The sequence below is a fragment of the Candidatus Amarolinea dominans genome, assembly GCA_016719785.1.
Taxonomy (GTDB): Bacteria; Chloroflexota; Anaerolineae; order SSC4; family Amarolineaceae; genus Amarolinea; species Amarolinea dominans.
In genome coordinates this window covers 111575-138471 of record JADJYJ010000030.1, presented here as the reverse complement: position 1 = coordinate 138471, position 26897 = coordinate 111575, and the positions used below count along the sequence as shown (strand labels likewise).

Genomic DNA, 26897 nt, shown 5'->3' with positions numbered 1-26897 from the left:
CTCCCTTGTTGAATTCAAGGCGCCAGCCACCCCACGCGCCGCACGGCCGCGGCCACCTGAGGGCTGCGCCAGGCGCCGCCAACCGCCGCACCAACCGGCTGCAGGGCGCCCAGCGCCTCGAGCGCCTGGCCCGGCGCCGCGCCTGCGACGCCAATGATCGCGTGGCCCCAGCGAAAATGGCCCATCAAATCGCCCGCGGCGCCGATGTCGCGTAACGCGGCCACCGCGTCCGCGCCCAACGCCAGCGAGGCTTCGTCGGCCGCAGCCACGGCCACGATGCGACCGGCCGGCAGTCCCTGGATAAAAGCAGCCAGCGCGCTCGACGCGGTCGGGTCGGCCAGGGTGTCGAAGCGACGCACAGCCTCCACCGTGCCCTGCAGCGGTTCGATGACCGCCACGACATAGCCCGGCTCAGCGGGCGTGGTGACGACATCGCGGCCATTGACCCAGATATGAGCGAAATCGCCGCTCTCTTCGCCGGCGCTCTCGACAAAAATCGGGACGGGCGCGCGCTGGCCGGTTGCGCCAATCGCCCGTGTTTCATCTGATTCTAACGGTAGTGGGTAGAGTTTGCCAAATTCCAGAATGACATCATTCAGGCCCGCACTCACGGCCCGGGCAGGAATCTCGACCGTCACCATTTGCCAGGTGGGCGCCAGCGCCTGCACGGGCGAGCGCCAGCCGTTGACGCGCACGCGCAGGGTCTGCCCTGGCCCGGCCGCTTTGGCTTCCAGGGTCAGGCGCGCCCCGGTCTCCGCCAGCGGCAGCAGCAGCCGGCTTTGCGTCCGCTCGGCCCACACCGCGTCCGGCGTCTCGCCATGCCAGACCCCGCCGAGAACCGGCGGCTGCAGCCAGCCGTTCCAGCCTTCGCCCAGGTAGAGCGTGCCCGCGGCAGCGGTCAAATCTACGTCGGTCGGTGATGGCGCCGCGATGTCCGTCACCGCGTAAAGGCGGATTCCCTCACGCACGGTCAGCAGGCGCACCGGCAGCACCGACTCGACATAAGTAACGAGATTGGGCGGCGCAGCGGCCTCGTGGATCGTGATGAGGCGAATGTCGAACTGGCGCAGCACAGCGGGCGCGGCGCGGCGATCGTGCTCCAGCAGTTGCTGCCAGGCAGTCGGATCGGCGAGAAGGCTGCGCAGGCGCTCATGCGGGGGCTGGTCGGCCGCGTTGGTCAGCGCCAGCAGGGTACTGAGCACCGGCGCCTGGCTGAAGTATTGAAACTTGAGAGCCGGATTGCGCGAGGTATTGCCGCCCAGCAGCCGTTTGTGATGCAGGGTCTGGTACCACTGCTGCTGCATGATGAGCGGGTCTTGTTTGCCCAGGACGCGTGCGCCGTTGCGCCAGCCCAGTGGCAGTTCCAGCAGCGTGAAATCGCCAGGCGTGGCTGCCACATCCTGGTAAACAGCCGGGACTTGGGCCAGGTTGTTCAACGGCAATGGCACGGAGAGATGTTCGAACAGAATCAGCAGCAGGCTGGCCGCGGCGAGTGCGCTGCCGGCCGGCGCGGAAAATGGGCGCCCGCCGAATGAATTCGGGGCGCAAGGGCGTTCCGCCGCAAGGTCGGCCTGCGCCGACCGCTTACGAAAAATCTCCCTGCTGTGCCCCGCCAACACGGCCAGCCCCTCGGCCGCCAGCACGGCCAGGCTGAGCATCAGCATGACACTGAAGCGGCTGGGGTAGCGGTTGCCGTTGAAGAAGGGGATCTGTGCCAGCAGGCTGAACGGGCCAGGAATGCCGGTATCCTGGCCGGCGATGCGCAGGGTGGGGCCGAGCGCCAGCAGGAAGAAGGCGAGCGCGGCCAGCGTCCAGAAGCGGCCGTCACCCCGACCGCGCCCCGCCCAGGCGCCCAGCAGCGCCAGCGCCAGTACAGAAAAACCGGGGTAGAGATGCTGCCCTTTGTCGTGCGGGAATGGCGCCGCCCGTGCCGCGGCGCCCAGCAGCGGGTGCAACTGCGTCGGCTGGGCAAAGCCGGCCAGATCGGCCGAGAAGAGGTCGGCAAAGCCACCTCCGCGGCTGAAGAAATCGCCCTCGGCCTGCAGATCGGGCAGCATGGCGGCCAGCAGGGGCAGCGCGGCCAGGGCGACTACCACGGCCATTGCCGCCAGGCCAAGCAGCCGCGGCGTCAGCCCGGCGCGCCGCGGGGAGATCAGCGCGGTAATCAACCAACGGATGCTGAACAGCCCGACCAGGATGAAGAGGAAACTGGCGAAGGTCATCTCCGCCCAAAGTTGCAGGGCCAGGAAAAGGCCGGCCAGCGCACCCTCGCGCAGCGCCTGGCGCAGCGTGACCGCCCGCCCCAGGCGCACCAGGTAGAGCGCGCAGAAGGGAATCCACTGCGAACTGGCGATGTTGGCCTGACCGAGCGCGGCGTAGAAGAGCTTGCTGGAGGCGAAGGCGTAGACGATCCCCGCGCCGAACGCCGGCCAGAAATCGGCCTGCGGGCGACGCAGCACCGTGCGCGCCAGCAAGAAGGCGCCGTAGCCGCTGAGCACGAAGGACGCGAGGATCAGGGCGTTGTTGGCAACGATGACGGAGGCGGCCGTTTGCAGTGGAACGGAGAGCAAGCCATTGAGCACCGTCAGCGTGTAGAACGCCAGGTTGATGCCGATCGGATAGAACATCCAGCGGCAGTCGAACAGATTGAGCTGGCGATCCACCGCGGCAAACTTGACCCACCATAGGTTCCAGGCCAGCGCGGGGTCATCAATGCCGTCGCCGGGGACATGGGTCGTGCCGTGCAGAATCAGCGGCCAGGTCAGCAGCAGGCTCAGCAGCAGGAAGCCGGCGAGCGCGACCAAGTGAGGATGGCGCCGATGATGAGATCGAAACCCGGTTTCTCGCAGAAGCCCGGTTTCTTCTTTTCTTGTCTCAACCGCTCGTTGCACGGTTTGCCTTTCGTGCCCGCTAGAGTACAATAGCGCCGCCATGAATGACAACCATCCAGCCTATCTCGACGCCCTGCACACCATCTTCGGCCGCGTTAATTTCGAGCGCCAGCCGCGCTTTGACTATTCCGCCACCACGCTCAACCTGGAGCGCATGCGAGCTTTGCTGGCCGACCTGGGGAATCCACAGCAGCATTTTCATATTGTACACGTCGCGGGCACCAAAGGCAAAGGCTCTGTCTGCGCCTTCATGGAGTCCATCCTGCGCGCGGCCGGCTATTGCACCGGTCTGTACACCTCGCCGCATCTGCATACCTTTCGTGAACGCATGCGCGTCAATGGTGCGCTCATCAGTCGCGCCGAGTTGGTGACGTTGGTTGCCCACTGCCGCCCGGCCAGCGAGCGCCTGCCTGGCGTGACCACCTTCGAGCTGATTACCGCGCTGGCCCTGACCCATTTTGCGCAGCAGGGTGTGCAATGGGCCGTGCTTGAAGTGGGATTGGGCGGCCGCCTCGATTCCACGAACGTGGTGCAGCCGGACATCACGGCCATCACCTCGCTGAGCTACGACCACATGGCGGTGCTCGGCGACACCCTGACGCAGATTGCTCACGAGAAAGCCGGCATCATCAAGCCAGGGGTGCCGTTGGTCTGCGCACCGCAGGCGCCGGAGGCCCTGGCCGTCATCGAAGCGACGTGCCAGGAACGGCAGGCGCCCCTGCTGCTGCTGGATCGCGATACGGCAGTCGCCGCGGCCGTGGCCGGTTTCGACATCAGCCTGGTCGGCGCCCACCAGGCGGTCAACGCGGCGCTGGCCGTGGTGATGGCGCGGATGCTGCGCGGCCAGGGGCTGGCGCTCGCTGAAGCTGCCATTGCTGGCGGCCTGGCGCAGACGCGTTGGCCGGCGCGGTTCGAGACGTTGACAGTGGGAGGAGATTGGAGACCGGAGATTGGAGATTGGCCGGCGATCATTGCGGATGGTGCGCACAATGTGGACTCCGCGCAAAAGCTGGCCGCGCTGTTGGATTCGGTCAAACGTGCGCGGGGCGGTCGCCTGGCGTTGATCTTGGGCGCGTCGCTGGACAAGGACATCGCCGGTATGTTGACCGTGCTGGCGCCGGTGACCGACTTGCTCATCTGCACACACGCGCAGCACCCGCGCGCGGTTGCCCCGCAGAGCCTGGCGGAGATGGCGGCTGAGATCATGCACGGCGTGACCACGGCGGCGCCCACCGTGGACGCGGCGCTGGCGCTGGCGCTGGATTGGGCGTCACCCGCCGACGTGATCTGTCTTGCCGGCTCGCTCTTCATCGCCGCCGAAGGTCGCGAAGCCTGGGCGCGGCGCCATCCCGATCATTTTGCGCCCGATGATTGGGTCTTCGAAGCCGAGGCGTTGGAGTTGTGAACCGATGACCGTTTCTGCTCTCATCATGCGCCGCCCGGCCAGCCATACCGTGGCCGCGGCCGAAGCGCTGCTGCGGCGCGAGCCGGCGGATGACCTGGCCCTGTTCCATGAGGCGCCGGACGCGGCGCAGTTGGCTGCGACGTTAGCGGCCCTGGCCAACGCTCATGGCGGCGCGGTTGTGCTGGCGCCGACCAACGCCTTGCCCGACGCGCTGGCCGACCTGACGCAAAGCGCCTGCCTGCTGGCGCAGCCGCCGTTGATCCTGCCGCTGCCGGAGCTGCTGACGCTGCCTGGCGGCCTGGTCGCAATGATCAATGTGCCGCCGGGCTTGCCGCACGTCTACAGCGTGTATGGCGTCTACTGGACGCGCATGGCCGCCCAGAATCGGCCGCTGACCACCGAGGAACTGCGCCGCTTGCTCATGCAGCGCGATCCGGGCAGCGCCGGTTTCGAATCCACAGCCGTGCCTGGCAGCCGGCTCGATGATCTCGATCCGTCGCGCGTGCGCGCGTATGTGCAAGCGTTGTCGGGGCTGGCCGCGGACACGGTGGAAGAAGTGCTGCTCAGCCGCGGCTGCCTGACCGACACCGGCGGTGCGCTGGCGCCGACGGTGGCCGGCATTCTGCTCTTTGGCCGCGATCCGCAGCGTTTCTTGCGCTCGGCCGAGGTGATTGCCGTGCGCTACCAGGGCGCGGACATGAGCGATGAGTTCGTGCGCCAGGACATTCGCGGGGTTTTGCCCCAGCAAGTGCGTCTGGCCGAGGCTTTCGTGGCCGACCACATGCGGCGCACGAACCGCATCCGCGGCCTGGCGCGGGAGGAGGTTCCAGAGTATCCGATCTCCGTGGTGCGTGAGGCGCTGGTCAACGCGGTGGCGCACCGCGACTACGCCGCGCGGGGCGAGGGCATCCGACTGCTGATGTTCAGCGATCGCCTGCAGGTCTACTCACCGGGGCGCCTGCCAGGGCATGTGACGCTGGACAACCTGCTGGCGGAACGTTACAGCCGCAACGAGGCCATCGTGCAGATTTTGTCGGACATGGGTTTCAGCGAGCGCCTGGGCTATGGCATGGATCGCATGGTGCGCGTGATGAGCGAACATGGTCTGCCGCCGCCGCAGTTCACGGAGACCGCGGCCGGTTTCCAGGTGACGCTGCGCAACGGCGGGGAGATGATCGCCGCGTCCGCGCCGGCGTCGGCCGCCGGGGAAGCGCCGGCCCTGCGCTGGCGCGGCCTCAATCTGAATCCACGGCAGGAGAGCGCGCTGCAATTTCTAGCGCAGCGCGGGCGCATCACCAACAGCGATTATCAGGCACTGCAGCCGGAGGTCAGCGCAGAAACCCTGCGCCGCGACCTGGCCGATTTGGTGGATCAAGGCATTCTGCTGCGCGTGGGCGAGAAGCGCGCCACGTATTACATTCTCAAGTGACCGTGCCAGCAAGAAGCCCGGTCTCTACAAGAAACCCGGCTTCTGCCAGAAGCCGGATTTCTTACAATCCCACGTTATCCCACACGTATCCCACGAAATCCCACACGTATCCCACGCTGGCGTGGTGAGTCCGTATGTGGCAGATTGACGACAGGCCCATGTTATTGACCTGCATGGTCATCAAATCAGGTCGTGTACGACCAGAATCTCCTCAATCTCGGTCATAAATTGGGTCAACGGCTGCGCAGACATCCCTTCAGGTGTCGGTTCATGCTGCTCAGCCTGACCAAACGGGTGGCGATGCCATGTTCCATGTTCGTAGTCGCGTCCATACAGACGCCCGCCTTGGCTAACCAGAGCCAAATTCAATCGCCGACTGTTTTGGCTGAAAAAAGCCTGCACGAATAGACTTGGGCCGATAGTCAGGTGCAAGGTCACAGTGGCGTTCGTCTGCTCAACGATGTTGAAACCCTGTACAAACCAGAATCGGCCACTGGCATCGTGCGCCTCAAGAATGAGGTCGTCAATGGTCTGAATCATAACGCTGTCCGCGCAGGTCACTGATCTGTTGCCGCACGGTGCGGATGCCATCAACGGCTGTCTCCCAGGCCATCGCGTCCGATTCCACCTCCCAGGTATAACCGCGCTGTTCGGTGATCCGCTGCTGCTCGAAATCGTCGAAGCTCATCACGTATTTCTGCGCGAGCTGCCGATCTGTCAGACTGTAACGCGCCAGCCGGCGCCGATATTCAGCTTCAAGCAATAATGTCAGCTTGTCATTGATGCTATTTGTTTGGCCGAAAGACAGATCATTCAGGTGCCGCACAACGCTATCAGACAGGGTGGTTGTCACACTCATCAGTGCACCTCCTGGTGTTCATCCGACCAGATTATACTCGATCCACGGTCGCCTGCCAACACAGACTGTCCAACCGGAACCAACTCAATTCAGAATGGACTGTCAGAGGACTTTGGCGGGCCGGCGGATTTCGGCTATAATGCAGGCCTGACAGTAGTTCCTGCGGGGGGTGTGATCATGACATTAGACGATATCATGCAAGATATTTATGCTTTGGAAGACGACATGCGCACCTATGAGCGCAAATATGGTGTTTTGTCCGAAACCTTCTATGAAGCTTATGCACACGGCGAAGAACCGCCGGATGACTCATGGGTCCGTGATTGGACTGCCTGGGCCAGCGCGTACCGACTTTGGCTGCGACGACGCGATCAATATCAGTCAATTTTACATTCGTTTCAGGCCGGGACACAGTCCATTATTGACGTGATCAAGAGAACAGCGCGCCATGAACCCATTCCGGTCCTTGCGTGATTACGAACTCTACATCTATTCGCTGCAGCGAAGCGAATCTCAGATCACTCGCTCGACGTTGGTCGTGGCCCAGCGGGGTCGTCTGTTCGCCGAACTCACCGGCGATGTAACCTTCACAGGCGGCTATCGCCTTGCCGTATACGAACGCCTCACCTGGGACGCCAACACTGTCATCATCGAAGCCTACAGCTACGAAGTATGGCTTGGCGGCGAAAAACTCTACTGGTACGACTCGCAGCCGCACCCCAATGATCCCACCCTGGCCAGCACCCATCCGCACCACAAACACCTGCCGCCGGACATCAAGCATCACCGCGTGCCCGCGCCAGGCCTCAGCTTCTCACAACCCAATCTGCCCTTTCTGATCGCCGAGATCCTGGAGTTCCTATTGTCAGCGGAGTCTGCAACCCGGTCGAGGTCGGTGTAACTCTGGGCGCGGTGGCCGAGACAGCCGGTTTACCACTTCACTAACCATCCATCCCAGATGCTTCCACTGCTTCGGTCATCGTCGTCGGAATTGTCATCGCTCCTCGTATCGGGGTAGCTTGAGTACGGGTCATAGTCTGGACGGTTGTCGCTGAATTCGCCAGATGTTGCATGCTCTGAATGGCCCAACAGAGGATAGGGCGGTGACGGCACGTAGTCAGGGCCAGGCAGTAGTGCCAGGAAGATGGCATAAACGATGGCGAGTATCGCGAAGACTATGATACCGCCGAAAATGCTCACTGCGGTGAGCACCAAAAAGACAATTCCTATCGTAGTCTGCACTGGCTCCAAATTGACGAAATTCTGAAGCAACTCCCGTGGAGAAGTTGAGCTATCGGGGTCAGCCAGTTGCAGCAAGCCGGACAGGATTGTGACGAACCAGCCGATCGGAAGAAGCAGAACCGTCACAAGGATGCAGTGCATGACCCAACGCCAACGCCTGCCAGCCGCCATCAACGCGAGTGCAGCGACCCACAGGCCTAGGCCACCCAAGACAGTATTGCGGCGGGTGGGATCGCCCAATAGCCAATCTAAGCAAGCGAGCGGAGAGTCAAAGCTGCATTCTAATGAATGAGCGCGCCCAACGCTGCCAATACCCGTGCCGGTCGTTCCCCCGGTGGGCGTCCGTGTCGCCACCGCTGGTGTAGACACTGCTCCTGATGCTGCTGGATTATCCGCTGCCACCGGCACCCTCGGCATACTATTGAGTAAATTGCCAAATATCCACGTCCCGTTGGCAGTCTGATACCAAGTGCCAGTTGAGTTTCGCCCAATGATGGTCAGCGGTTGTCCAGACTTGGCGACACCTACGATGGGATAGTTAGTCCCGGGGCCAGTCCGCAGGTTAGCGTTGGTTCTCACCTTAACCGCCACCTGCGGCGGACCGTCCGCGGCCTTGGTGGATGGCGGGCTCGTTGCTGGCGCGACTGAGGCTGGATTCGGTGTAGCGGTCGGTGGCGCGGGAATATTCATGGCTTCCGGGACGTCGGGCGCGCCGTCCACCAAGTTGCCGAAGATCCAAGCACCACTCGCTAGTTGGTACCAGTCTCCTGTGTGGTTGCGGGCTACGATCTCGATAGTCTGGCCAGCCTTGACGCTGCCAATTCGAGGGTAGTTTGTGCCCGGCCCGGAGCGCAAGTTGGCGTTGACCTTCACAGAGGCGGATGATCTTGCGGACGGGCTTTGGGTGACCGGAGTCGGCGGGGTTTGCGCTGGCCGCGCCGATTGCGCGGCTGACGGCGCGGCTAGCAGAGCAAAAAGAATGCCAAACCACATACAAATCCAGAATGGCACACTGCGACTGTGGCTCATCTTGCTGCTCCGGATACGTCGTTGCCACCCTCATTGGTGTACCTTTTGGCGATCATCCGAGTAGATTATACTCAAACCACAGCCACCTGCCAACACAGACTGTCCAACCAGCACCAACTACTTGTCGGGAGGAGAGTGAATAACGGGGGACCGAAGACGGCGAAGATCGCGCGGCGGGGGGTGCTTCGCGATCTTTGTGCTTCGCGATCTTCGTGTCACTTCGCGCCTTCGTGATCCAAACGCTACCGTCGCCGCGCGACATACGGCAGATACACGCCGCCTCCTGCGACGATACTGCGCTCTGCCCCGGTCGCGGTGTTCCCGCTCAAGTCCGCGCTGCGCACACGCAGGAAATACGTTGTTCCACCGCGCAGACCGGTCAGATTGATTTCATGCTGCCTCTCGAAGAGAGGATTCGTCACCGACTGCGGGTAGCTGCCCGTTTGCATCCCGTACAGCACCGTGCTGTTGGCGAACTCATTGGTGTTCCAGGTGACGCGGATGCTGGCGCCCACGCGCGTCACGACGACGTTGCTGATCTGCGGCGGCGCGGTGTCGCCGATCAGCGCAACGGGATAGGCCAGCGTCACCTGTCGGCTGGTGTTGGCGTACTGCAGGATGATGCGGTTGACGACCTGGCCGAAGAGGGTGCGCAGGCTCGCCCGGCGGCGCGGTCAGGGCGGCCTGGCGCATCGTGTTCGCATGTTGCAGGACGATGCGCGCCGGCACCTGGGCGAACAGGGTGCGCAAGTCAGTCGGCGGCGCGGTGATCCGCTCCTCGCGCTTCGTATTGGCGTACTGCAGGGCGATGCGCACCGGCACCTGGGCGAAGAGAGTGCGCAGGTCAGCCGGCGGCGCGATGATCCGCTCCTCGCGTTTGGTGTTGGCGTATTGCAGGACGATGCGTGGGCCGACGCTTCTGGTCACGTTGGTCAGGCCCGTGTCCACGCTTACGCCCTCCTGACGGACGGTGTCGGCGTTGTTGACGATGATGCCGGCCTGACCGTGAGTGGGAAGAGCCAATGTGACCGCCAACACGTATAGGGCGACCAAGGGAAGAAACCGACGCGCGTTCATCATGGCACCCTGTAGATCAAAGCCAGACCACCATAACCATTGCAGGAGATCTGCACGGTGTGGGTAGTCTCGGGTAGAAGTTGAGCGGCAGTTAGGCTTCCATATGCCGTGCCATTATGTCCAATGTTAGTTCCATCCAGGATGAACCAGGTCTCGCAATACCCTCCTGTATAGTGCGTTGACCAGCTTCTTTCGTAGTAACTGTAACTCCCTGGCAATCTGACTTCGAAGCTGTTCCCATCGGACGTGTCTTCCGCAATCATCATCAGATGCGTTGCGTTTGGGTAGCGGAAGTCGTAGTAGGTGGAACCAGGAAAGGCGATGCCAGCGGTGTTGGCAGCGATCGCCAGCACTCTTTCGAGTCGAGTAGGTATTGAGGTAGGAGTATAGGAATTCCAATCAAAGAGTTTGCTTGCCGGATCCGCGCTGAGATAATAGGCCAGAAACCAGCCATCACGATGGACATACAGGTGCACATCATATCTTTCCGCGTAGCCCGGCACAGGCACCGACCCAATGATGTAATCCGCCGTCTCAACCTCGATCACCCGGAACACGCTGCGTACATCGGGCAGGTTGACCGGCGTGGTGGACTTGAAATACGCGGAGATGCCGGCCTCATCCTGCGGGAAGCCCATCGGTGTGGCCTCCGGCGCGTCCTGCGCGTTGGCGACGCGCACGAAGGACGGTGCTCTCAGGGCAATGGCGTTACCCTCTGACGCGGGGGGCAGCGGGCTGTGGCGCCAGGCCCAAGACGGCCAGGGCCACCAACAGGGACAGGGCAACCAACGTGGGTTTGCGAAAACGTGCGAGTGACATGATAGGTTCCTCTTGGTGTGAGTGAAATAGTTGGATCAGATTAGCCGACCATCGTGCCGCCCCCGAAGAACTCGAAAGCGAATGCCTCGCCGGTGGACAGCTCCCAATGGGGGCCTCTGCCGTCGCGCCGGGGTCGTCGGGCCTTTGAGTTCATGCTTGAATCAGCGCCGGCTGGCTTGCTGTATCCCCAAAGAAGGAGGTGATGAGACTTTGCGCTTCAGCCTGCAACTGCCGGGCGTGCGTCACGCCCCTCAACTCCTTATCCAACGCTGCGAAGCGCGGGAGATCAATCTTATCCTTGAGTTCATCCACCACCTTTTTGGCTTCCTGATACTCCTTGTGGTGCAGCCAGCGGTTGTACATGATCAAACCGGCGATCCACGCACCGATCCCGGCGATGAAGCCGAGGATGATTCCCGTGTTGCTGCTCCAATTCCCTGCCGTGAACAGAGCCGCGAAGAGGCCGGTGCTGGCCGGCAGGCCAACGAAATAGTAAAACAGCGCAAACACGCTTTTCTGCAACCAACCGTTGCGTCCCGCGTATTGTGCCACCGTGGGCGCCGCTTCGACCAGCCGCCTGCCGTCGTTGAAGTTCTCCACGTAGTAGTTGTAATCCGGCAAACGCTCGGCGGCAGCCACCACGCGGCTGATTTCGTTCTGTTCGTCCCGAGAAAGCAGCCCTAGCAGCCGGCGTTTGTTCTCGCTGATCAGTCGGATCGTCTGCATGGCGTATTCTTTGTCGCCCAGCTCCGGGAATAGCTCGGGCGTGATGCCAGAGTCGTCCAATCGCGATTCGACGATGCTGATAACGCCCGCAGCATTCTTCACCGACCGGACCTCTTGCGCCAGACCATACTCGGCCATCTGCTTGAACTGAAAGATCTGCTCGCGCAGGTGTGTGACCATAGCTTGGATTAGCCCAGCTTGTGCGCCCTGCCGGCGCAGCGTTTGCAGTTGCGACGCGTTGTAGATGCTGGCGCCGGCGCTGGCGGCGCTCAGGACTGTATCAAGCCAACCCATGTATTCCTCCTCCTATGCACGATGCGTAGTTGTTGCGAGATCTTCCGGCTTCAAATCCTCGAAGATCGTAGACAACAAAGGGCGTCTTTTTGACGTATCTGGCTGTGATGGGATAAACTGTGTCTACGCCATCCTTCAGAATCTAACACATCCCACCCCTGGAATGTTGGAAATTTTTCCTGGGAATTTCGCCCGACAGGAGGCCCCATGCCTGCTGACTGGAAACGCTTCGGTAACTTGCTGACCGAACTCCTCTGGCAAATCAAAAACGCAGGCGGCCCCCCGCTCGAAGACCTCCAAGAGATCATCGGCCAAGCCCTCGGCAAGCAGAGCGGCGCTTCGATCGCCAAATGGCGCCGGGGCCAAGCCATCGTACGCCAACAGGATGTCGAAGGCCTGGTGCGCGAATTAGCCGCGTGGGCCCGGAAAGTTAGCGTGTTTCGGGATGACTTTCGTCGTGACCTGCGCACCCTGCTCACCCTGGCCGATCATCCACATCCTGACGCAGTGTTACCCGCGCTCGCTCAGCCGGCGCTGGCGCAGCAGCCGCCCCGTCCGGCCAAGCCGGCTGGCCGCACGGATTGGGGCCGCTCACCGGATGTGGCCGGCTTCGTGGGGCGTGAGTCAGAACTGGCGCAGTTGCGTCACGTCTTGCAGACCGACCACAGTCGCTTGGTGGGTATCTTCGGCCTGGGCGGAGTCGGCAAGACATTTCTGACCAAAAAGGCGGCGTTGGACGCGGCGCCGGCGTTCGACGCCACGCTATGGGTGCTGCTGCAGGACGGCCCGCCCCTGGATGAAGTGCTGAGCGATTGCATCCATTTCTTTTCGGACTATCGCGACACCGCTCTGCCGGCCACCACGGCCGGCCGTATTGACCGGCTGCTAACCTATTTCCGCACTCAGCGCTGTCTGCTCATCTTCGACAAGCTCGAGGCCGTCATGCGCCCCGGTGGACCGGCAGGCCATTTTCGTGACGGCTACGCCGCCTACGGCGATCTGATTCAGGCCGTGGCGGAAACCGAGCACCAAGGCTGCTTGGTTCTGGTCAGCCGCGAAAAGCCACGAGATATGGCGCGCTGGGAAGGGGCGTCGCGGCGCGTGACTACCCTTCCGCTGAAGGGGATCAGCGCAGCTACCGCTAAGGCTATTCTGGAGGATTCCCACCTCGCCGGTAGCCATGCCGACTGGGAAGCCCTGGTTTTGCATTATGCCGGCAATCCCTTGATGCTGCAGCTGGCGGCTGCGCCGATTCGTGATCTGTACGCAGGCCAGCTGGCCGATTTCCTGACCAGCCAGCGCTTCGCCTTCGAAGATGTCAATGACCTGCTCGACGAACATTTCGACCGCCTGTCGGCCAGGGAGCAGGATGTCATGTACTGGCTGGCGCTCGAGCGCACATCGCTGTCCCCGGACTACCTGGCGGAATACCTGCTGCCTCGCCAACCCATCAACGATGTCTGGACGACCCTCAGCTCCTTACTGCGCCGTCATCTGGTGGACAAGGGCCAGGCCGGCTTCTTCCTGCAGGACATCGTGCTGGAATATGTCACCAATCGCCTGGTACAAACCCTGGGCGAAGAGATCATACAAGGTCGGGCTGACCATTTTCGACGCTTTCCCTTGCTCAACGCTACGGCCAGGGAGTACAAACGTCTCGGCCAGGAACGCTTCATTGCTGCTCCCCTGGCCGAGAGCCTGCGCCAGGTATGGCCGCAACGGGGCATGGCGCGGCGCCTGGTTAACCTCGTAACGATAGAGCGCGGCACGGGCCTGCCGGGCTATACGGCCGGCAACAGCCTCAATCTCCTTCGGCACATTGGGGATGATCTCACCAGCGCCGATTTTTCCCAGGTGAGCGTCTGGCGCGCCTTTCTGCAGGGCGTGGATCTGCACGCAGTCAACCTGGCGGGTGCGGACCTGCGCGAGACCGTGTTTACGGAGGCCTTTTCCAGCGTGGCGGCTCTCGGGCTCAGCCCGGACGGCGCGTTGTTGGCGGCCGGCGCGGACAGCGGCGACATCTACCTCTGGCGCTGCCGGGACTTCAAGCGCTTGCTTACCCTCAAAGGCCACAGCGATTGGGTGCGCTCGGTAACATTCAGCCCCGACGGCCGGCTGCTCGCCAGCGCCAGCAGCGATAAAACGGTGCGACTCTGGGATGTTCAGACCGGCCACTGTTTGTGTAGCCTGGCAGGGCATGAAAACCGTGTGCGCTCGGTGGCATTCAGCCCAGACGGCAGCCTGCTCGTCAGCGCCAGCAGCGATCAGACGGTGCGCCTGTGGCGCGTCGCGGATGGCCGGCTCCTGCGCACCCCTGGTCGGGCACGAGGATGTGGTCTGGACCGCCCGCTTCAGTGCGAGCGGTCGCTGGCTGGCGAGTAGCAGTTATGATAAGACAATCAAGCTTTGGGACGTGCCGTCCGGCGCGCTGGTGAGGACCCTGACGGGACATAGCGACTGCGTCTTGGCTCTGGCCTTTCATCCCACCACCGAACACCTCTTGGCCAGCGGCAGCGATGACAAAACAGTGCGGCTGTGGGATGTGCGCGATGGCGCCTGCCTGCATATCTTCGCCGACCATGAGGCTGAGGTGCGCAGTGTGGCCTTCAGCCCGGACGGCGCCTGGCTCACCAGCGGCAGCCATGACCGCCGCGTGCGCGTCTGGCGCATGGACGACTATGCGCCGTACCGCCTCTTCGAGGGGCATCACGACGTCATCGAGGCGCTGGCCTTTGCGCCTGGCCCCGATGAGGCGCTGCTGTATGTGGGCAGTCACGACCAATCTATTCACGTGTGGGATGTGCGCGGCCCGCAGCGCGTGCGGACTTTGCAGGGGCATGTGGATCGCGCCTGGACCGTGGCCTGGCATCCGCAGCATCCCTGGCTGGCGACTGGAGGGAGTGATGGGCACATTCGAATTTGGGATCTCGATCAGAGGCGCTGTCTGCACGACTTGACCGGGCACAGTGGCTGGGTTGAAATGATCGCCTTTAGCCCCGATGGCAGTCAACTGGTCAGTGGTGGTAACGACAAGACCGTTCGCCTGTGGGATACGCATGACGGCCGGCTATTACTATCTCATCGCCAACACAGCCAGCCGGTTGCGGCGGTCGCTTTTCATCCGAATGGGCGCTTGATTGCCAGTGGCAGTGAAGACAGTAGCGTTTGCCTGTGGAACTTGAACAGCGGTGAATTGGTGACGCTGCCGGAGCACCCCAACTCTGTGCGCGGGCTGGCCTTTTCCGCAGATGGTCACTGGTTAGCCAGTGGCGATGACGACGGCACAGTTCGACTGTGGGATATCAAGACGCGGTGCATCTCCTACACATGGCAGATGGACGCTGCCGTGTGGGGGCTGGCCTTCGCGAAACCCGGAATACTGGCAAGCGGCAGTCACGACGGGACAATACAGTTATGGGACATTGAGTCGGGAGCATGCATCCAGACTTGGGCCGCGCACAGCGACGTGATTGTGGCCCTGGCCCTGCACCCGTACGCAAGGCTCCTCGCCAGCGCCAGCTATGACACGACGGTCCGCCTGTGGGATGCCGACACTGATGCACCGGTGCGCACGCTGCACGGAGAGACCCGCGTCCCGGCCATCGCCTTCAGCCCCGATGGGCGTCTGCTGGCTGGCGGCAGTCACACCGAGACGGTGCGCATCTGGGATATCGAGAGCGGTCAAGTTGTTCAGGAGATCCGCAGCCCGCGGCCCTACGACGGGCTGAACATCACCGGTGTGACTGGCTTGACCGATGCGGAAATCCGCATGCTCAAGCAACTGGGCGCGGTAGAATTCGCTGCGTGATCGCCTGCTCAACCTCACTCATGCCAGCGGGCGACTTATCCGGCCTTCCACCATTCGGGGCGCCTAAACCTAGAATCATCGCGACTCGTTCTACGTTCAGCGTTTCGTACTTTGCACTTTGCACTTTGCGCTACTCTCCCTCCTCCTCGAACTCGTCCGGCTGTTTCAGCGCGTCCAGCCGCTGCTGCACGTCGGTCAGCAGGGCAAGGACTTGTGACGCGTTCCAGGCGTGCCCCTGTGCATCGCTCCACCCCTCGCGGTCGGGGTATTTCGCGATAAAAGCCTGCGTGCGCGTTTGCCAGGCGCCGATGGTCTGCGCAAGGTCGCCCGGCTCGGCCAGGATGCGCGCGAGCAGCCGTTGTTCCAATTCCCAGGCTGCGTGCAGTTTGTTCTGCAGGCCGCTGGCCCCGCTGCCCTTGAGCACCGCAGATGTCCCGGTCAAACTCTGCAATGTCTTGAGGCGAGCCTGTAGAAATTCACGATCTGTCATCTCTCCCCTCCCATCCCCTCCAACACCCGCGCCAGCAGCGCTTGCCAATCCGGCGCGTTCAGCGGCAGCCAGACCGCGTCCCTGATCACGCGCGCGGGCGCGCCCAGCTTCTGCTGCAGCGCCCGGCCGTCTGCATTTTCCAGCCACGGCGTCTTGATGATCAGGCGCTGCTCTTCCACCGCGATGCTGCTGACGCCCGCCTGCGTTGCCAGCGCCTTGACCCGCACCTGGTAGAGCAGGTTGTCAACGGCTGGCGGCGGCGCGCCGAAGCGGTCGCTCAGCTCCTGGCGGAAGTCGCTGATGGCGTTGAGATCGCCCAGACTGGCAAGGCGGCGGTAGAGCCGCAGCCGCAGCCCGGCATCGGCGATGTAATCCTCAGGCAGGCGCGCCTCCAGCGGCAGCTCAAGTGTGACGGCCGGCGCCAGGGCAGCGATCAGGGCATGTCGCCGCCCCTGCCCATCGGCCCCCGCTTCCATCTGGCGCTGCGTGCGGGCATCGTCCACCGCCTGCGCCAGCAGCCGCGTGTAGAGATCGAAGCCGACGGCCGTCATGTGACCGTGCTGGCGCGCACCCAGGATTTCGCCGGCGCCGCGAATCTCCAGATCATGCATGGCGATGCGGAAGCCGGCGCCCAGTTCGCTGGCCTCCAGAATGGCCTCGATGCGTCGCCGCGCAGTCAGCGACAGCGTTGCGCCGCGGTCATAGAGCAGATAGGCATACGCGCGCACCGCGCTGCGCCCGACCCGCCCGCGCAACTGATAGAGCTGCGCCAGGCCAAAATGATCGGCCCGGTTGATGATGATCGTGTTGACGTTGGGAATGTCAAGGCCGCTCTCGATGATGGTGGTGCAGACCAGCACATCACACTCGCCGTTGGCAAAGTCGAGCATCACCTGCTCCAACTGGCGCTCCGGCATCTGCCCGTGGCCGATGCCGATGCGGGCTTCGGGTACGATGGTGTGTACCCGCTGCGCCAACTGCTCGATGCCCAGCACGCGGTTATGCACGAAATAGACCTGTCCGCCGCGGTCCATCTCGCGCAGGATGGCCTGGCGGATGAGCTGTTCATCGTACTCGGCCAGGGTCGTCTTGATCGGCAGGCGCTCCTCCGGCGGGGTGTCAATCGTGCTCAGGTCGCGCACGCCGGTCAGGCTCATGTGCAGCGTGCGTGGAATCGGCGTCGCCGTCAGCGTCAGCACATCCACCTCGGTGCGCATTTGTTTCAGGCGCTCCTTATGCGTCACGCCAAAGCGCTGCTCTTCATCAATGATGAGCAATCCCATGTCCTTGAAGATCACATCCTGGCTCAGCAGGCGGTGTGTGCCGACCACCAGGTCAACGCTGCCTTTGAGTAACCCTTCGATGACCTCGTCCTGCCGGCTGCCGGTGAGGAAGCGGCTCAGCATCGCCACGTTGACCGGGTACGAGCGCAGGCGCTGGCTGAAGTTGGTGAAGTGCTGCTGCGCCAGGACGGTCGTCGGCACCAACACCGCCACCTGCTTGCCATCCATGATGGCCTTGAACGCGGCGCGCAGCGCGACTTCGGTCTTGCCGTAGCCCACATCGCCGCAGATGAGGCGATCCATGGGGCGGCTGCGCTCCATGTCATGCTTGACGTCCTCGATCGCGGCCAGTTGATCTTCGGTCTCCACGTACGGGAAGGAGCCTTCGAGTTCATCCTGCCACACGCCGTCCGGGGCAAAGGCATGGCCGGCCACCAGCTCACGCGCCGCGTACAGGTCGAGCAGTTCATCGGCAATGTCGGCCACGGCGCGGCGCGTACGCTGCTTGACGTGCTCCCAGTCGGCGGTTCCCAGGCGGTGTAAGACCGGCGCCCCGTCCCCGCCGCCCACATAGCGGCTGAGGCGGTCGGCCTGATGTACCGGCACGTAGAGGCGGTCGCCCTGCGCATAGGAGAGATGCAGGTATTCGCGTGGCACGCCGCCCATGTCCAGGTTGACCAGGCCCTGGAACTGCGCGATGCCGTGCTCCATGTGGACGACAAAATCACCGGCGTGCAGATCGGCAAAGAAGGTCTCTGGCGCCACGGGCCGAGCGCGCATGGCCCGTTTGGGCGCCGGCCGCGCCATGCCAAACAGCTCGGCGTCGGTCAGCACGGTGAGTTGGATGCCGCCTTGATCTTCGTTGCGCAGCACAAAACCTTCGCTGAGGCTGCCGGGCACCAGGTAAACGGCCGGCGGGGGGGCGTCTGCCAGGGTTTCGGTCACGATTGGCGCCTGGCCGGCGGCGCGCATCAGGTCATCCAGGCGCGCCGACTGCCGGGTAATCAACACCGTGCGCTGACCGGCCTTGCGCCAGGCTTCGGCCTCTTCTACCACGCGGCGCACCTTGCTGCCGAAATGAGGCGCCGGCAAGAAGGCGTGTGCCAGGTCTGTGCCTTGCGCGACCGGTCGCCCCATCAGGTCGCCGAAGCCGAGCAGCACGGGCTGCCGCGCTTGCAGGCGCAGGCGCAGGTCATCCACCGCGGCGTAGGGGCGCAGGGCGCCATGGGGAAGCTCGCCGGCGTTGGTCAGGTCGCGCGCCAGTTGCTCGGCCTGCGCCTGCAGGTCGGACAGGGTGGCGGTCAGCTCAGCGCCATCATCCACCAGGAGCAGGCTGTGGGTCGGAAGATAGTCAAGCAGGGTGGCCGGCTGGCTGTAGAGGTAGGGGATGTACCATTCGACGCCGCGGCAGCCGACGCCGCTGAGTAATTGGCTGCGCTCGCGCTCGAAGTCATGCTGCGCCGGCGCATGGCACGGCGTCAGGTCGAGCGCCTCCAGGCGCAGTTGGGCGGCCGGGCCGTAGCGCGGCAGGGCCTCGCTGGCCGGGCCGAGGAGAACTTCGGACACGCGGCCGCCCTGCTCGGCGGGCAGGGTGCGCTGCGTGCTCGGATCGAAGAAGCGCAGGCTGTCAATTTCGTTGCCGAACAGCTCCAGGCGCAGAGGCCAGGGCAGGTTGGGCGCCCACACGTCCACGATACCCCCGCGGCGGCTGAACGCGCCCGGCTCTTCCACCACGGTCGCCGGTTGATAGCCCCAGCCGAGCCATTTTTCGAGCAGCCCGGCCATCTCGGTCATCTGACCGCTGCGCAGCGGGCGCAGGGCCAGGGCCAGCTCACGCCGGGGTAGGGTCAACAGAGCCAGGGCGCGGGCTGAGGCCACGATCACCGGCGGTTGGCTGGGCGCATCGCCAGCGCGTGGCGTTTGGGTCAGGGCGACAAGCGTACCCAGGCGCTGCTGCCGGGTTTCACGTGACCAGGTGATGCGTTCATAGGGCAGGGCGTCAGGATCGGCGAAGAGATGGACGCGGGTCGTCTCTGGCAGCCAGGCGCGCAGCGTGTCGGCCCACTGGTACGCCTGTTCGCTGCGCGCGGTCAGGATGAGGGTGGGGCGCGCCAGATCGCGGCTTAGTGCGGCCGCCAGAAACGGCCGCGCTGAGTGTACCAGCGCCAGCGGCGGCAGCGCGGCCCCTTCTTCGGCGCGTTGACGCAGCGCAGCATAGGCTGGAATATCCTGGACGAGTGACAGCAGGCCTGCAAGTTGCATGAGCGTTCTCTCTGGCCAATGGCGCCTGGGGCAAGAAGCCCGATTTCTCGCAGGAAGCAGGCTTCTGTGGGCGAAAAGCCCGCTTTCTGATTCAGACTGCGTTATACTTGTTCATGGCGGCGACGATGCCCTCGCGCAGCCAAATTTCGATACCGTCGGCGGCGCGGGGACGGCAAAAGGCCATCTCGAATTCCTGGTCACTGCTGAAATCCTGCAGCACATAGGCGGCCGGGTCCATCTTGCCGGGCGGGCGGTCAATGCCGATGCGCAGGCGCGCAAAAGCCTGGGTGCCCAGGCTATCTGTCAGCGATTTCATGCCGTTGTGGCCCCCGGAGCCGCCTTCAGACCGAAAGCGCAGCCGTCCCAGGGGCAGATCAAGCTCATCGTAGAGCACCAGGATCTGGGGGATGGGGATTTTGTAGAAGCGCGCCAATGGCGCCACGGCCTGACCGGCCAGGTTCATGAAGGTTTGCGGCTTGGCCAACAGCACACGGCGCTCGCCGATCGTGCCGCTGGCCGCGGCCGCGCGAAACTCGGCGCGCTGAAACGCCAAGTGATGCCGCTGTGCCAGCAAATCTACGACCTGGAAACCAACGTTGTGACGATGGCGGGCAAAACGTGGGCCGGGATTGCCCAGACCCACGATCAGGAAGAGGTCTTCGTTCATCAATGTCTCAGAAACCCGGTTTCTCCCAGAAACTGGGTTTCTTCTAAAAACCGGGTTTCTTATGGCCGGTGGGCTAATAGCCAACGGATCAGCCACTTGAGTACGACATACGCAGCCAGGAAGGCGAATGCGGCCAGGGTGAGGCGGACGCCGCGCAAGAATGCTGCACCGAGACTGCTGCCGCTGAGGGTGCTGGGCATCTCACCCAGGTTGAACAGGTCGCCGAGAAGGTTGCCGCCGTCGGTTGCGCCGGCAGCGGATGCGCCGCTGTCAGGGGTGCCGCCCGGTGTCACTGTGCCGCTGGCGACCGTAGCCGTCACCGCCGCGGTGACCCGTGGGGTGGGGGTGGCAATTTGCGGCTGCTGTACCGTCACCGGCGTCGGCGTAAAGAGGGCGGTTGGGGTGGCGGTGGGTGCGGCCGGCTCGGGCACAGTGGGCGTGGCGTCTGGCGTTGGCGTATCAATGGGGCGTGTGTTGACCACGAGCAGGCCGTTGATCTCCTTTTCGTCATAGTTGCCATCCAGCCGCACCACGCGCAGACGCAAGGCGTAGGTGCCATCAGGCACGCCGCGCGTGTCCCAGGTGCCAAGCAGGCCGTTGGCTACCTGGTTGATTTGCTCGAACATGAAGTGCCATTCGTCAGGCACACTCTCGGAGCGGAAGTACAACTGGAAACGCTGAAAGCTCGGATGGGTGGCCGTGCCGTTGATGGAAATAACGCCGCGCAGGGTTGAAAACGGCTGCGGTGAGCTGATGGTGACCTGACCACCCTGCCAGGCCAGCGCCAAATCAGGCGCCAGGAGGGCGCCGATCAACAGGAGTCGGGCAATGGCGTGTGTCCAGGCCAACCGTGACCGGGTTCGAGTCATAAGGGTTCCCCTTCAGCAAATCAACAAATCAGGCGAATTCGGGGTCATCTTGGTTAGTGTAGCACAAGCCTAACCGAGGCGCAAACCGGCAGCGTGATTTAGGAAAGTTCCCAAAGTGGTTGGCAACGGGTCTGGCCTGCGTTGACCTGCGCTCTGCGCAGAAATTTCTTGAGCTGTCACGCCAATGCAAACGAACCGGGCGCCGCCGCGGTTCCAAGCGCCGGGCCAGCTGCCGGTCTGACTGTGGTAGTTGACCAGCCGCAGGGTATCGGCTACAATCGTTCTATTCAGAAGACGTAGCAGAAGACGTGGCCGGGTGCGAGAGCGAAGTTGCCTTTGACGCAGCGCGCAACTTTGGGCAACGTTCGGTGTTCTAGCCGGTGCAAATGGGTTAGGGCTTCCGGGCGCAGCTGGCGCTCTCGACCTTCGGACACGTGCCGAGGAGAGAAGTCACTGGTGGCGCGAACAACCGAAAGCGAATTGAGCCTGATTGAACAAGCGAAGACTAATCCTGAAGCCTTCGGCCAACTGTATGAGATCTACGTTGATCGCATCTACAGTTACATCTACTATCGGACGGGTAGCCAGGCCGACGCCGAAGACTTGACAGCCCGCACCTTTTTTCGTGCGCTGGACAGTATTGGGCGTTACGTCCATCGGGGGCTACCATTCTCGGCCTGGCTTTACCGTATTGCCCATAACCTTGTGGCCAATTGGCATCGCGATCGCGGCCGGCGCAAGTTCGTGTCGCTGGAAGATGTGACCGCCATCGGGCCGCGCGGTAAAAGCCCTGATGTGCATGCCGAAGACAACGAGCGCCGTGGGGAACTGGTGGCCGCTGTCCGCCGCCTGCCCGAAGACCGCCAGCAGCTCATCTTGCTGAAATTTGTGGAACGGCTGCCGAATGCGGAAATTGGTGAGATGATGGGACGCACGGAAGGTGCGATCAAGTCGCTCTACCATCGTACGCTGATCGCGCTGCGCGAAGACCTGGCGACGCGCAGCTTTCACTGGTGAGGGCAGAGCGCTCGGCGCCAGGCCTGCCGGATCGTTTCGGCCTCCCCAGAAAACTGGATGTTTGATCTATGCTGCAACTGGTGACTGATTCAACCTGCGACTTACCGCCCGCCCTGCTGGCACAGCTTTCCCTGCACGTGGTTCCGATCACCATTCGTTTCGGCGCGGACGCCTATCTGGAAGGTGAGACGATTGACGAAGTGACCTTCTATGAAAAGATCCACACGTTGGGTATGATTCCCAAAACATCGCAGCCCGCGCCCGGCCTGCTGGCCGACATTTACCGTGCGGCGGGCAAGGGCGGAGACCCGGTCCTGTCGCTGCATATTACCAGCAAACTGAGCGGCACCGTCAATTCGGCCGAACTAGCCAAAGCGATGGTGCAAGACGAGGTGCAGGTTGAGGTTTTCGATAGCATGGCAGGTTCGGCGGGACTTGGGTTCATGGTCTGGGAGGCCTGGCAGATGAGTCAGGCTGGCGCCGGCCTGACAGAAATCCTGGCCCGCATGCGCGTGATCCGCCAGGGCATGCTGATTTTCCTGACGCTTCAAGATCTGCGGTTCGCGCAAATGAGCGGACGCGTCAGCGCCTTGCAGTTTGCCCTGGCATCTCTGCTGGATGTCAAGCCGATCATTGGCCTGCATGAAGGCTCGCTTGACGTGCAGGGGCGCGTGCGTACGCGCAAGCGCGCTTTGCAGCATCTGCTCGACCTGGTTGTGGAGAAGGTGGGCAAGGCGCCGATCAACCTGGCGGTGATCCATGCCCGCGCACCAGATGAAGCCGCCAGCCTGATGCAGCGGGCCGAGCAAATCCTGACTCTGAAACAGGCTTTTATTGCGCCCTTGTGTACATCCATTGCCGCCAACCTGGGGCCTGGTACGCTTGGCATCGTGGCCTATCCGATCTAGGCTTCTACCAGTTCATTTTCTTGCCACGAATGCCACGAAAGCAAAGGGCTTAATTCGTGGCAGAGTTACGTGGCAGAGTTACAAGGAGGGGGATCATGATGATTGAAGACACCACCGTCGCCAACCTGCTGTCGTCACATGCTGATCGTCTGCTGATCGGTGATGACCATGCGCAGGACTACCTCGCCTTGTTTGCAGAGGTGCGCTATGACATTGCGCCGCTGCTGCGCCTGGCGCGTGATCTGGCGGCCTGGCTGCGGCCGGTCAAGCCGCGCGCGGCCTTCCGTCAGGACCTACACCGGTCATTGGTCGCCAGCGGGTACCGCCAGCTCTCCCATTCGCTGGCGTTGGAGCCATTGGATCACGACACGCGTCGCGATTGGATGTTGAGCGCGGCGGCGATTGGCTCCGCCGTGTCGGTTGTCGGTGTTCTGGCTTATCTCTGGCGCAGCCGCAGCGGCAATGGGGCGCCGCCTTTGCCGATACAATAGAAACCAGAAACCGGGTTTCTCGCAGAAACCCGGTTTCTTTTTTATTCCCTGCTCCCTACTTCGCCCACGCACGTGCCAGCTCAACCAGCGTACGCATCGGATTGGCCGACGCGCCGCGTGGCTGATAAGGCTTGTGATCTTCTTGCCAGGCTGTGCCGGCGATGTCCATGTGTGCCCAGGGCGTATTCTCAGGCACAAATTCCTGCAGGAACAACGCAGCCGTAATGGCGCCCGCGTAACGCGTCCCGGTGCTGCCTTTCATGTCGGCCACATCGCTGTTGATACGCTCACGATAGGGTTTCCAGAGGGGCATGCGCCACACTGGTTCGCCGGCCGCATCCGCCGCCTTCTGAATCCGCGTGAACAGCGGATCGTCGTTGGCGAAGACGCCGCTCATGTCCGACGAAAGCGCCATGACGATCGAACCGGTCAGGGTGGCGCAGTCAATCACGGCCGCGGGCTGATAACGGGCGCTGTAACAAAGCCCATCCGCCAGCACCATGCGGCCCTCGGCATCGGTGCTCATGTACTCAACCGACTTACCGTTCATGGCCTTGACCACATCGCCGGGCTTGATGGCGTCCGGCCCGGGCATATTCTCGGCCGCGCACACCAGGCCCACCACGCGCACCGGCAGCTTGAGCTGAGCGATGCTGCGCAGCGCGCCGATGACGGCCGCGCCGCCAGCCATGTCGCACTTCATCTCCCACATGCCGTCGTTGGGCTTCAGCGAAATGCCGCCCGTGTCGAACGTGATCGCCTTTCCGATCAGCACCAGGGTATCGGCGCCCGCAGCGGCCGGGAAGTATTCAAGCACCATGAACTGCGCCTCTTGGGCGCTGCCACGGCTCACGCTCAGGAAGGACTCCATGCCCATCTCGCGCATCGCCGCTTCGCCGTACACCGTCAGGTTGATGCCCAGCCCCTGCGTCATGGCCTGCGCCTGCTCGGCCAACACCTTCGGCGTGACATAATTCCCCGGCTCATTGACCAGGTCACGCACCAGGTTGGCGCTCGTCGCCAGGATCTGGCCGACCTGTGCGCCGGACTCCAGGGCCGACACCATCTCGGCCGCCGGCGCCAACAGGATCAATTCATCGGCATCCACGGTGGGGCGCTGGGTATTTTCCTCACGCTTGTGGGTGATGAAACGATAGAGGCCGAGCAGCGTGCCCTCGACGATGGTCTGCGCCGCGCTGGCCGGCGCGACACCGGCGGCGGTCAGGCCATGCACCACCGTGGCCAGGCGGCGCAGCTTCAGGTCGGCCAGGGTTTGGGCGGCCACGCCGGCTGCCTGGCGGGCGACCGCCAGGGTGAATTCGGCTTGCTTACCCAGCCCTACCAGCAGGATGCGTCGCGTGGCGATGGCGTCGCCGTGGGTGTAGAGCAAGCGTGCCTTGAGCGTTTCGCCTTTGAAGTCGCCGGCGGTGATGACCTGCTCGATCAGGCCGCCCAGGGCCGCGTCGAGCGTGCCGTAGCCCGCTTCTTTGACCGATTGACCTTCGAACAGGCCGATGGCCAGTAAGTCACTGGCCACCGCGTCCGGGCTGGAATGTTTGACGATGATATTCATGGTGTTGTGTTGCCGGGGGACGCTCCTCCGTGGGCCGCAGGATCGTCTCCTCGTTTTCTCTCCTCATTTGGTTTGCTTTTCTTGCATTGGGTCTCTACCGCGTGCGTTGTTCATTATACTCAGACTGTCAGCAGGGAAAAATTCGCAGGTGCGCGGCCATTCGTTGTCGCCGAGATTCCTCATCGCCGGCGCGGCCGTCGCGTGCAAACAGGGTGTCCGGGAACCACGGGTGATTGACGCGGCACCCTTCGGCGTGCTACAATTGGGCGCGAGAGGACTCTGACGATGCGTTCTATGACTCACTTCACCCACTACTGGCAACGGATGCGCCCACTGCTTTTATCCGCGCTGCTGATCGCCAGCCTGGCGCTGCTGCTGCGTTGGCTGCCGCCGCTGGTAGGGAGCTCGCAGGTGACGCAGTCGGCGCGCAACGCTCTGCTGGGACATGTGCGGCCAACCCCACTGCCGCCAGTGACGCCCGGTACGCTGCGTTTCGCTGTCATTGGCGATTACGGCGGCGGCGGTCAGGCCGAGGCGGCCGTGGCTGCGCTGGTGACCAGTTGGAACCCCGATCTTGTCATCACGTTGGGCGACAACAACTACCCGGCCGGCGAGGCGACGACGATTGACCCCCACATCGGCCAATTCTACCACGATTTCATCTTCCCCTACACCGGCAGCTACGGAGCGGGCGCCACGGAAAACCGATTCTTTCCGGCGACAGGCAACCATGATTGGATGACAGGCGCTCTGCAGCCCTACCTGGACTATTTTACCTTGCCTGGCAATGAGCGCTACTACGATTTTGGTCGCGGAGCCGTACACTTCTTTGCCGTGGACAGCGATTCACAAGAGCCGGATGGGATCACGGACAGCTCGACGCAGGCCCTCTGGCTGCAAAATGCCCTGGCCGCGGCGCCAGAACCGTGGAAACTGATCTATTTTCATCATGCGCCCTATTCATCCGCCGCGCACGGCTCCAACACCACGTTGCAATGGCCTTACGCGGCCTGGGGCGCAACGGCAGTCTTGGCCGGCCATGACCACACCTATGAACGCATCCTGGTGGACGGATTTCCCTATTTCGTCAACGGTTTGGGCGGCTACACCATCTACGCGTTTGGCGTCCCCGTTGCCGGCAGTGAAGTGCGCTTCAATGGCGATTTTGGCGCCATGCTGGTGGAGGCCAGCGATGCGCATCTGACCTTTCAATTCATCACTCAGGCTGGTGTGGTGATTGACACCTTCAGCCTGATCGCGCCCGCTACGCCTATCCCGACCGCGACCGACACGCCAACGGCGACCGACACCCCGACCGCGACCGACACGCCAACGGCGACCGACACCCCGACCGCGACCGACACCCCGACCGCGACCGACACCCCGACCGCGACCGACACCCCGACCGCGACCGACCGACACCCCGACCGCGACCGACACCCCGACCGCGACCGACACGCCAACGGCGACCGACATGCCGACGGCGACCGACACGCCGACGGCGACCGACACGCCGACGGCGACCGACACGCCAACGGCGACCGACACCCAACGGCGACCGACACCCCGACGGCGACCGACACGCCGACGGCGACCGACACGCCGACGGCGACCGACATGCCGACGGCGACCGACACGCCGACTCCCCTGCCCTGCTGTGATTTCAACGGCGATGGAGAGCAGGACGTGGCCGACATCCAGATTGTGGCCGCGGCCTGGATGTCGCCCGATGCGCGCTACGACTTCAACGGCAATGGC

At 63.1% G+C, this 26897-nt stretch carries 22 protein-coding genes and 1 pseudogene; 10 read left to right on the top strand and 13 right to left on the bottom strand.

The window, feature by feature from the left end:
• Window positions 1–14: 14 nt before the first annotated feature.
• Window positions 15–2804, bottom strand: a complete 2790-nt coding sequence (locus IPM84_23125) for a hypothetical protein (protein MBK9095593.1) — start codon at window positions 2802–2804, stop codon at window positions 15–17.
• A 127-nt stretch (window positions 2805–2931) separates the two neighbouring features.
• On the opposite strand from IPM84_23125, the gene IPM84_23120 reads away from it, so the two are divergent.
• Both IPM84_23120 and IPM84_23115 read left to right on the top strand, forming a co-directional pair.
• A complete protein-coding gene (locus tag IPM84_23120; GenBank protein MBK9095592.1) occupies window positions 2932–4296 on the top strand; it encodes a bifunctional folylpolyglutamate synthase/dihydrofolate synthase in 1365 nt (454 codons plus the stop codon).
• A 4-nt stretch (window positions 4297–4300) separates the two neighbouring features.
• Window positions 4301–5725: a DeoR family transcriptional regulator gene (locus tag IPM84_23115; GenBank protein MBK9095591.1), complete on the top strand. Its 1425-nt coding sequence runs from the start codon at window positions 4301–4303 to the stop codon at window positions 5723–5725.
• 180 nt (window positions 5726–5905) lie between these two features.
• On the opposite strand, the gene IPM84_23110 is transcribed toward IPM84_23115, so the two are convergent.
• Complete coding sequence (locus IPM84_23110; GenBank protein ID MBK9095590.1) at window positions 5906–6265, bottom strand: hypothetical protein; 360 nt, start codon at window positions 6263–6265, stop codon at window positions 5906–5908.
• Window positions 6249–6584, bottom strand: coding sequence for a hypothetical protein (locus IPM84_23105; GenBank protein MBK9095589.1), 336 nt, complete (start codon window positions 6582–6584; stop codon window positions 6249–6251). The genes IPM84_23110 and IPM84_23105 overlap by 17 nt, the downstream gene beginning before the upstream one ends.
• Before the next feature lie 177 nt (window positions 6585–6761).
• Here IPM84_23105 and IPM84_23100 point away from each other — a divergent pair, with 177 nt between their 5' ends.
• Window positions 6762–7058, top strand: coding sequence for a hypothetical protein (locus IPM84_23100; protein ID MBK9095588.1), 297 nt, complete (start codon window positions 6762–6764; stop codon window positions 7056–7058).
• Window positions 7033–7485 (top strand): hypothetical protein, encoded by a 453-nt coding sequence (locus tag IPM84_23095; GenBank protein MBK9095587.1) that lies wholly within the window; start codon window positions 7033–7035, stop codon window positions 7483–7485. Before IPM84_23100 ends, IPM84_23095 begins: the two co-directional genes overlap by 26 nt.
• A gap of 29 nt (window positions 7486–7514) precedes the next feature.
• On the opposite strand, the gene IPM84_23090 is transcribed toward IPM84_23095, so the two are convergent.
• The 5 genes from IPM84_23090 to IPM84_23070 all read right to left on the bottom strand — a co-directional run bounded on the left by IPM84_23090 (window position 7515) and on the right by IPM84_23070 (window position 11771).
• Window positions 7515–8819, bottom strand: a complete 1305-nt coding sequence (locus IPM84_23090) for an SH3 domain-containing protein (GenBank protein MBK9095586.1) — start codon at window positions 8817–8819, stop codon at window positions 7515–7517.
• Between the two features lie 278 nt (window positions 8820–9097).
• Window positions 9098–9379: a fibronectin type III domain-containing protein gene (locus IPM84_23085; protein MBK9095585.1), complete on the bottom strand. Its 282-nt coding sequence runs from the start codon at window positions 9377–9379 to the stop codon at window positions 9098–9100.
• Window positions 9333–9878, bottom strand: coding sequence for a hypothetical protein (locus tag IPM84_23080; protein ID MBK9095584.1), 546 nt, complete (start codon window positions 9876–9878; stop codon window positions 9333–9335). Before IPM84_23080 ends, IPM84_23085 begins: the two co-directional genes overlap by 47 nt.
• A 53-nt stretch (window positions 9879–9931) precedes the next feature.
• Window positions 9932–10612: a hypothetical protein gene (locus IPM84_23075; protein ID MBK9095583.1), complete on the bottom strand. Its 681-nt coding sequence runs from the start codon at window positions 10610–10612 to the stop codon at window positions 9932–9934.
• A 289-nt stretch (window positions 10613–10901) separates the two neighbouring features.
• The gene (locus IPM84_23070; protein ID MBK9095582.1) at window positions 10902–11771 is read right to left on the bottom strand and encodes a hypothetical protein; all 870 of its coding nucleotides are present in this window, start codon (window positions 11769–11771) and stop codon (window positions 10902–10904) included.
• Window positions 11772–11978: 207 nt separating this feature from the next.
• On the opposite strand from IPM84_23070, the gene IPM84_23065 reads away from it, so the two are divergent.
• Window positions 11979–14153, top strand: coding sequence for a pentapeptide repeat-containing protein (locus IPM84_23065; GenBank protein ID MBK9095581.1), 2175 nt, complete (start codon window positions 11979–11981; stop codon window positions 14151–14153).
• Window positions 14065–15579 (top strand): hypothetical protein, encoded by a 1515-nt coding sequence (locus IPM84_23060; GenBank protein ID MBK9095580.1) that lies wholly within the window; start codon window positions 14065–14067, stop codon window positions 15577–15579. Before IPM84_23065 ends, IPM84_23060 begins: the two co-directional genes overlap by 89 nt.
• Window positions 15580–15709: 130 nt before the next feature.
• Here the strand turns inward: IPM84_23060 and IPM84_23055 are convergent, their stop codons facing one another.
• The 4 genes from IPM84_23055 to IPM84_23040 form a co-directional block, all read right to left on the bottom strand.
• A complete protein-coding gene (locus tag IPM84_23055) occupies window positions 15710–16069 on the bottom strand; it encodes a hypothetical protein (GenBank protein MBK9095579.1) in 360 nt (119 codons plus the stop codon).
• Window positions 16066–19614: a transcription-repair coupling factor gene (gene mfd / locus IPM84_23050; protein MBK9095578.1), complete on the bottom strand. Its 3549-nt coding sequence runs from the start codon at window positions 19612–19614 to the stop codon at window positions 16066–16068. The genes IPM84_23055 and mfd overlap by 4 nt, the downstream gene beginning before the upstream one ends.
• Window positions 19615–19705: 91 nt before the next feature.
• On the bottom strand, window positions 19706–20281 hold the full coding sequence (locus IPM84_23045; GenBank protein MBK9095577.1) for an aminoacyl-tRNA hydrolase: 576 nt from the start codon (window positions 20279–20281) through the stop codon (window positions 19706–19708).
• Window positions 20282–20340: 59 nt separating this feature from the next.
• Entirely contained in the window at window positions 20341–21150 is an 810-nt protein-coding gene (locus IPM84_23040; GenBank protein MBK9095576.1) for a hypothetical protein, read from the bottom strand.
• A 456-nt stretch (window positions 21151–21606) separates the two neighbouring features.
• Here IPM84_23040 and IPM84_23035 point away from each other — a divergent pair, with 456 nt between their 5' ends.
• From IPM84_23035 to IPM84_23025, 3 genes are all read left to right on the top strand, one after another.
• Window positions 21607–22167 (top strand): sigma-70 family RNA polymerase sigma factor, encoded by a 561-nt coding sequence (locus IPM84_23035; GenBank protein ID MBK9095575.1) that lies wholly within the window; start codon window positions 21607–21609, stop codon window positions 22165–22167.
• Between the two features lie 68 nt (window positions 22168–22235).
• Window positions 22236–23075 (top strand): DegV family protein, encoded by an 840-nt coding sequence (locus IPM84_23030; protein ID MBK9095574.1) that lies wholly within the window; start codon window positions 22236–22238, stop codon window positions 23073–23075.
• A gap of 95 nt (window positions 23076–23170) precedes the next feature.
• Complete coding sequence (locus tag IPM84_23025) at window positions 23171–23566, top strand: hypothetical protein (protein ID MBK9095573.1); 396 nt, start codon at window positions 23171–23173, stop codon at window positions 23564–23566.
• Window positions 23567–23621: 55 nt separating this feature from the next.
• On the opposite strand, the gene IPM84_23020 is transcribed toward IPM84_23025, so the two are convergent.
• The gene (locus IPM84_23020; protein ID MBK9095572.1) at window positions 23622–25139 is read right to left on the bottom strand and encodes a leucyl aminopeptidase; all 1518 of its coding nucleotides are present in this window, start codon (window positions 25137–25139) and stop codon (window positions 23622–23624) included.
• 501 nt (window positions 25140–25640) lie between these two features.
• Here IPM84_23020 and IPM84_23015 point away from each other — a divergent pair.
• Window positions 25641–26357 (top strand): annotated as a pseudogene (locus tag IPM84_23015) (metallophosphoesterase).
• Window positions 26358–26897: the final 540 nt, after the last annotated feature.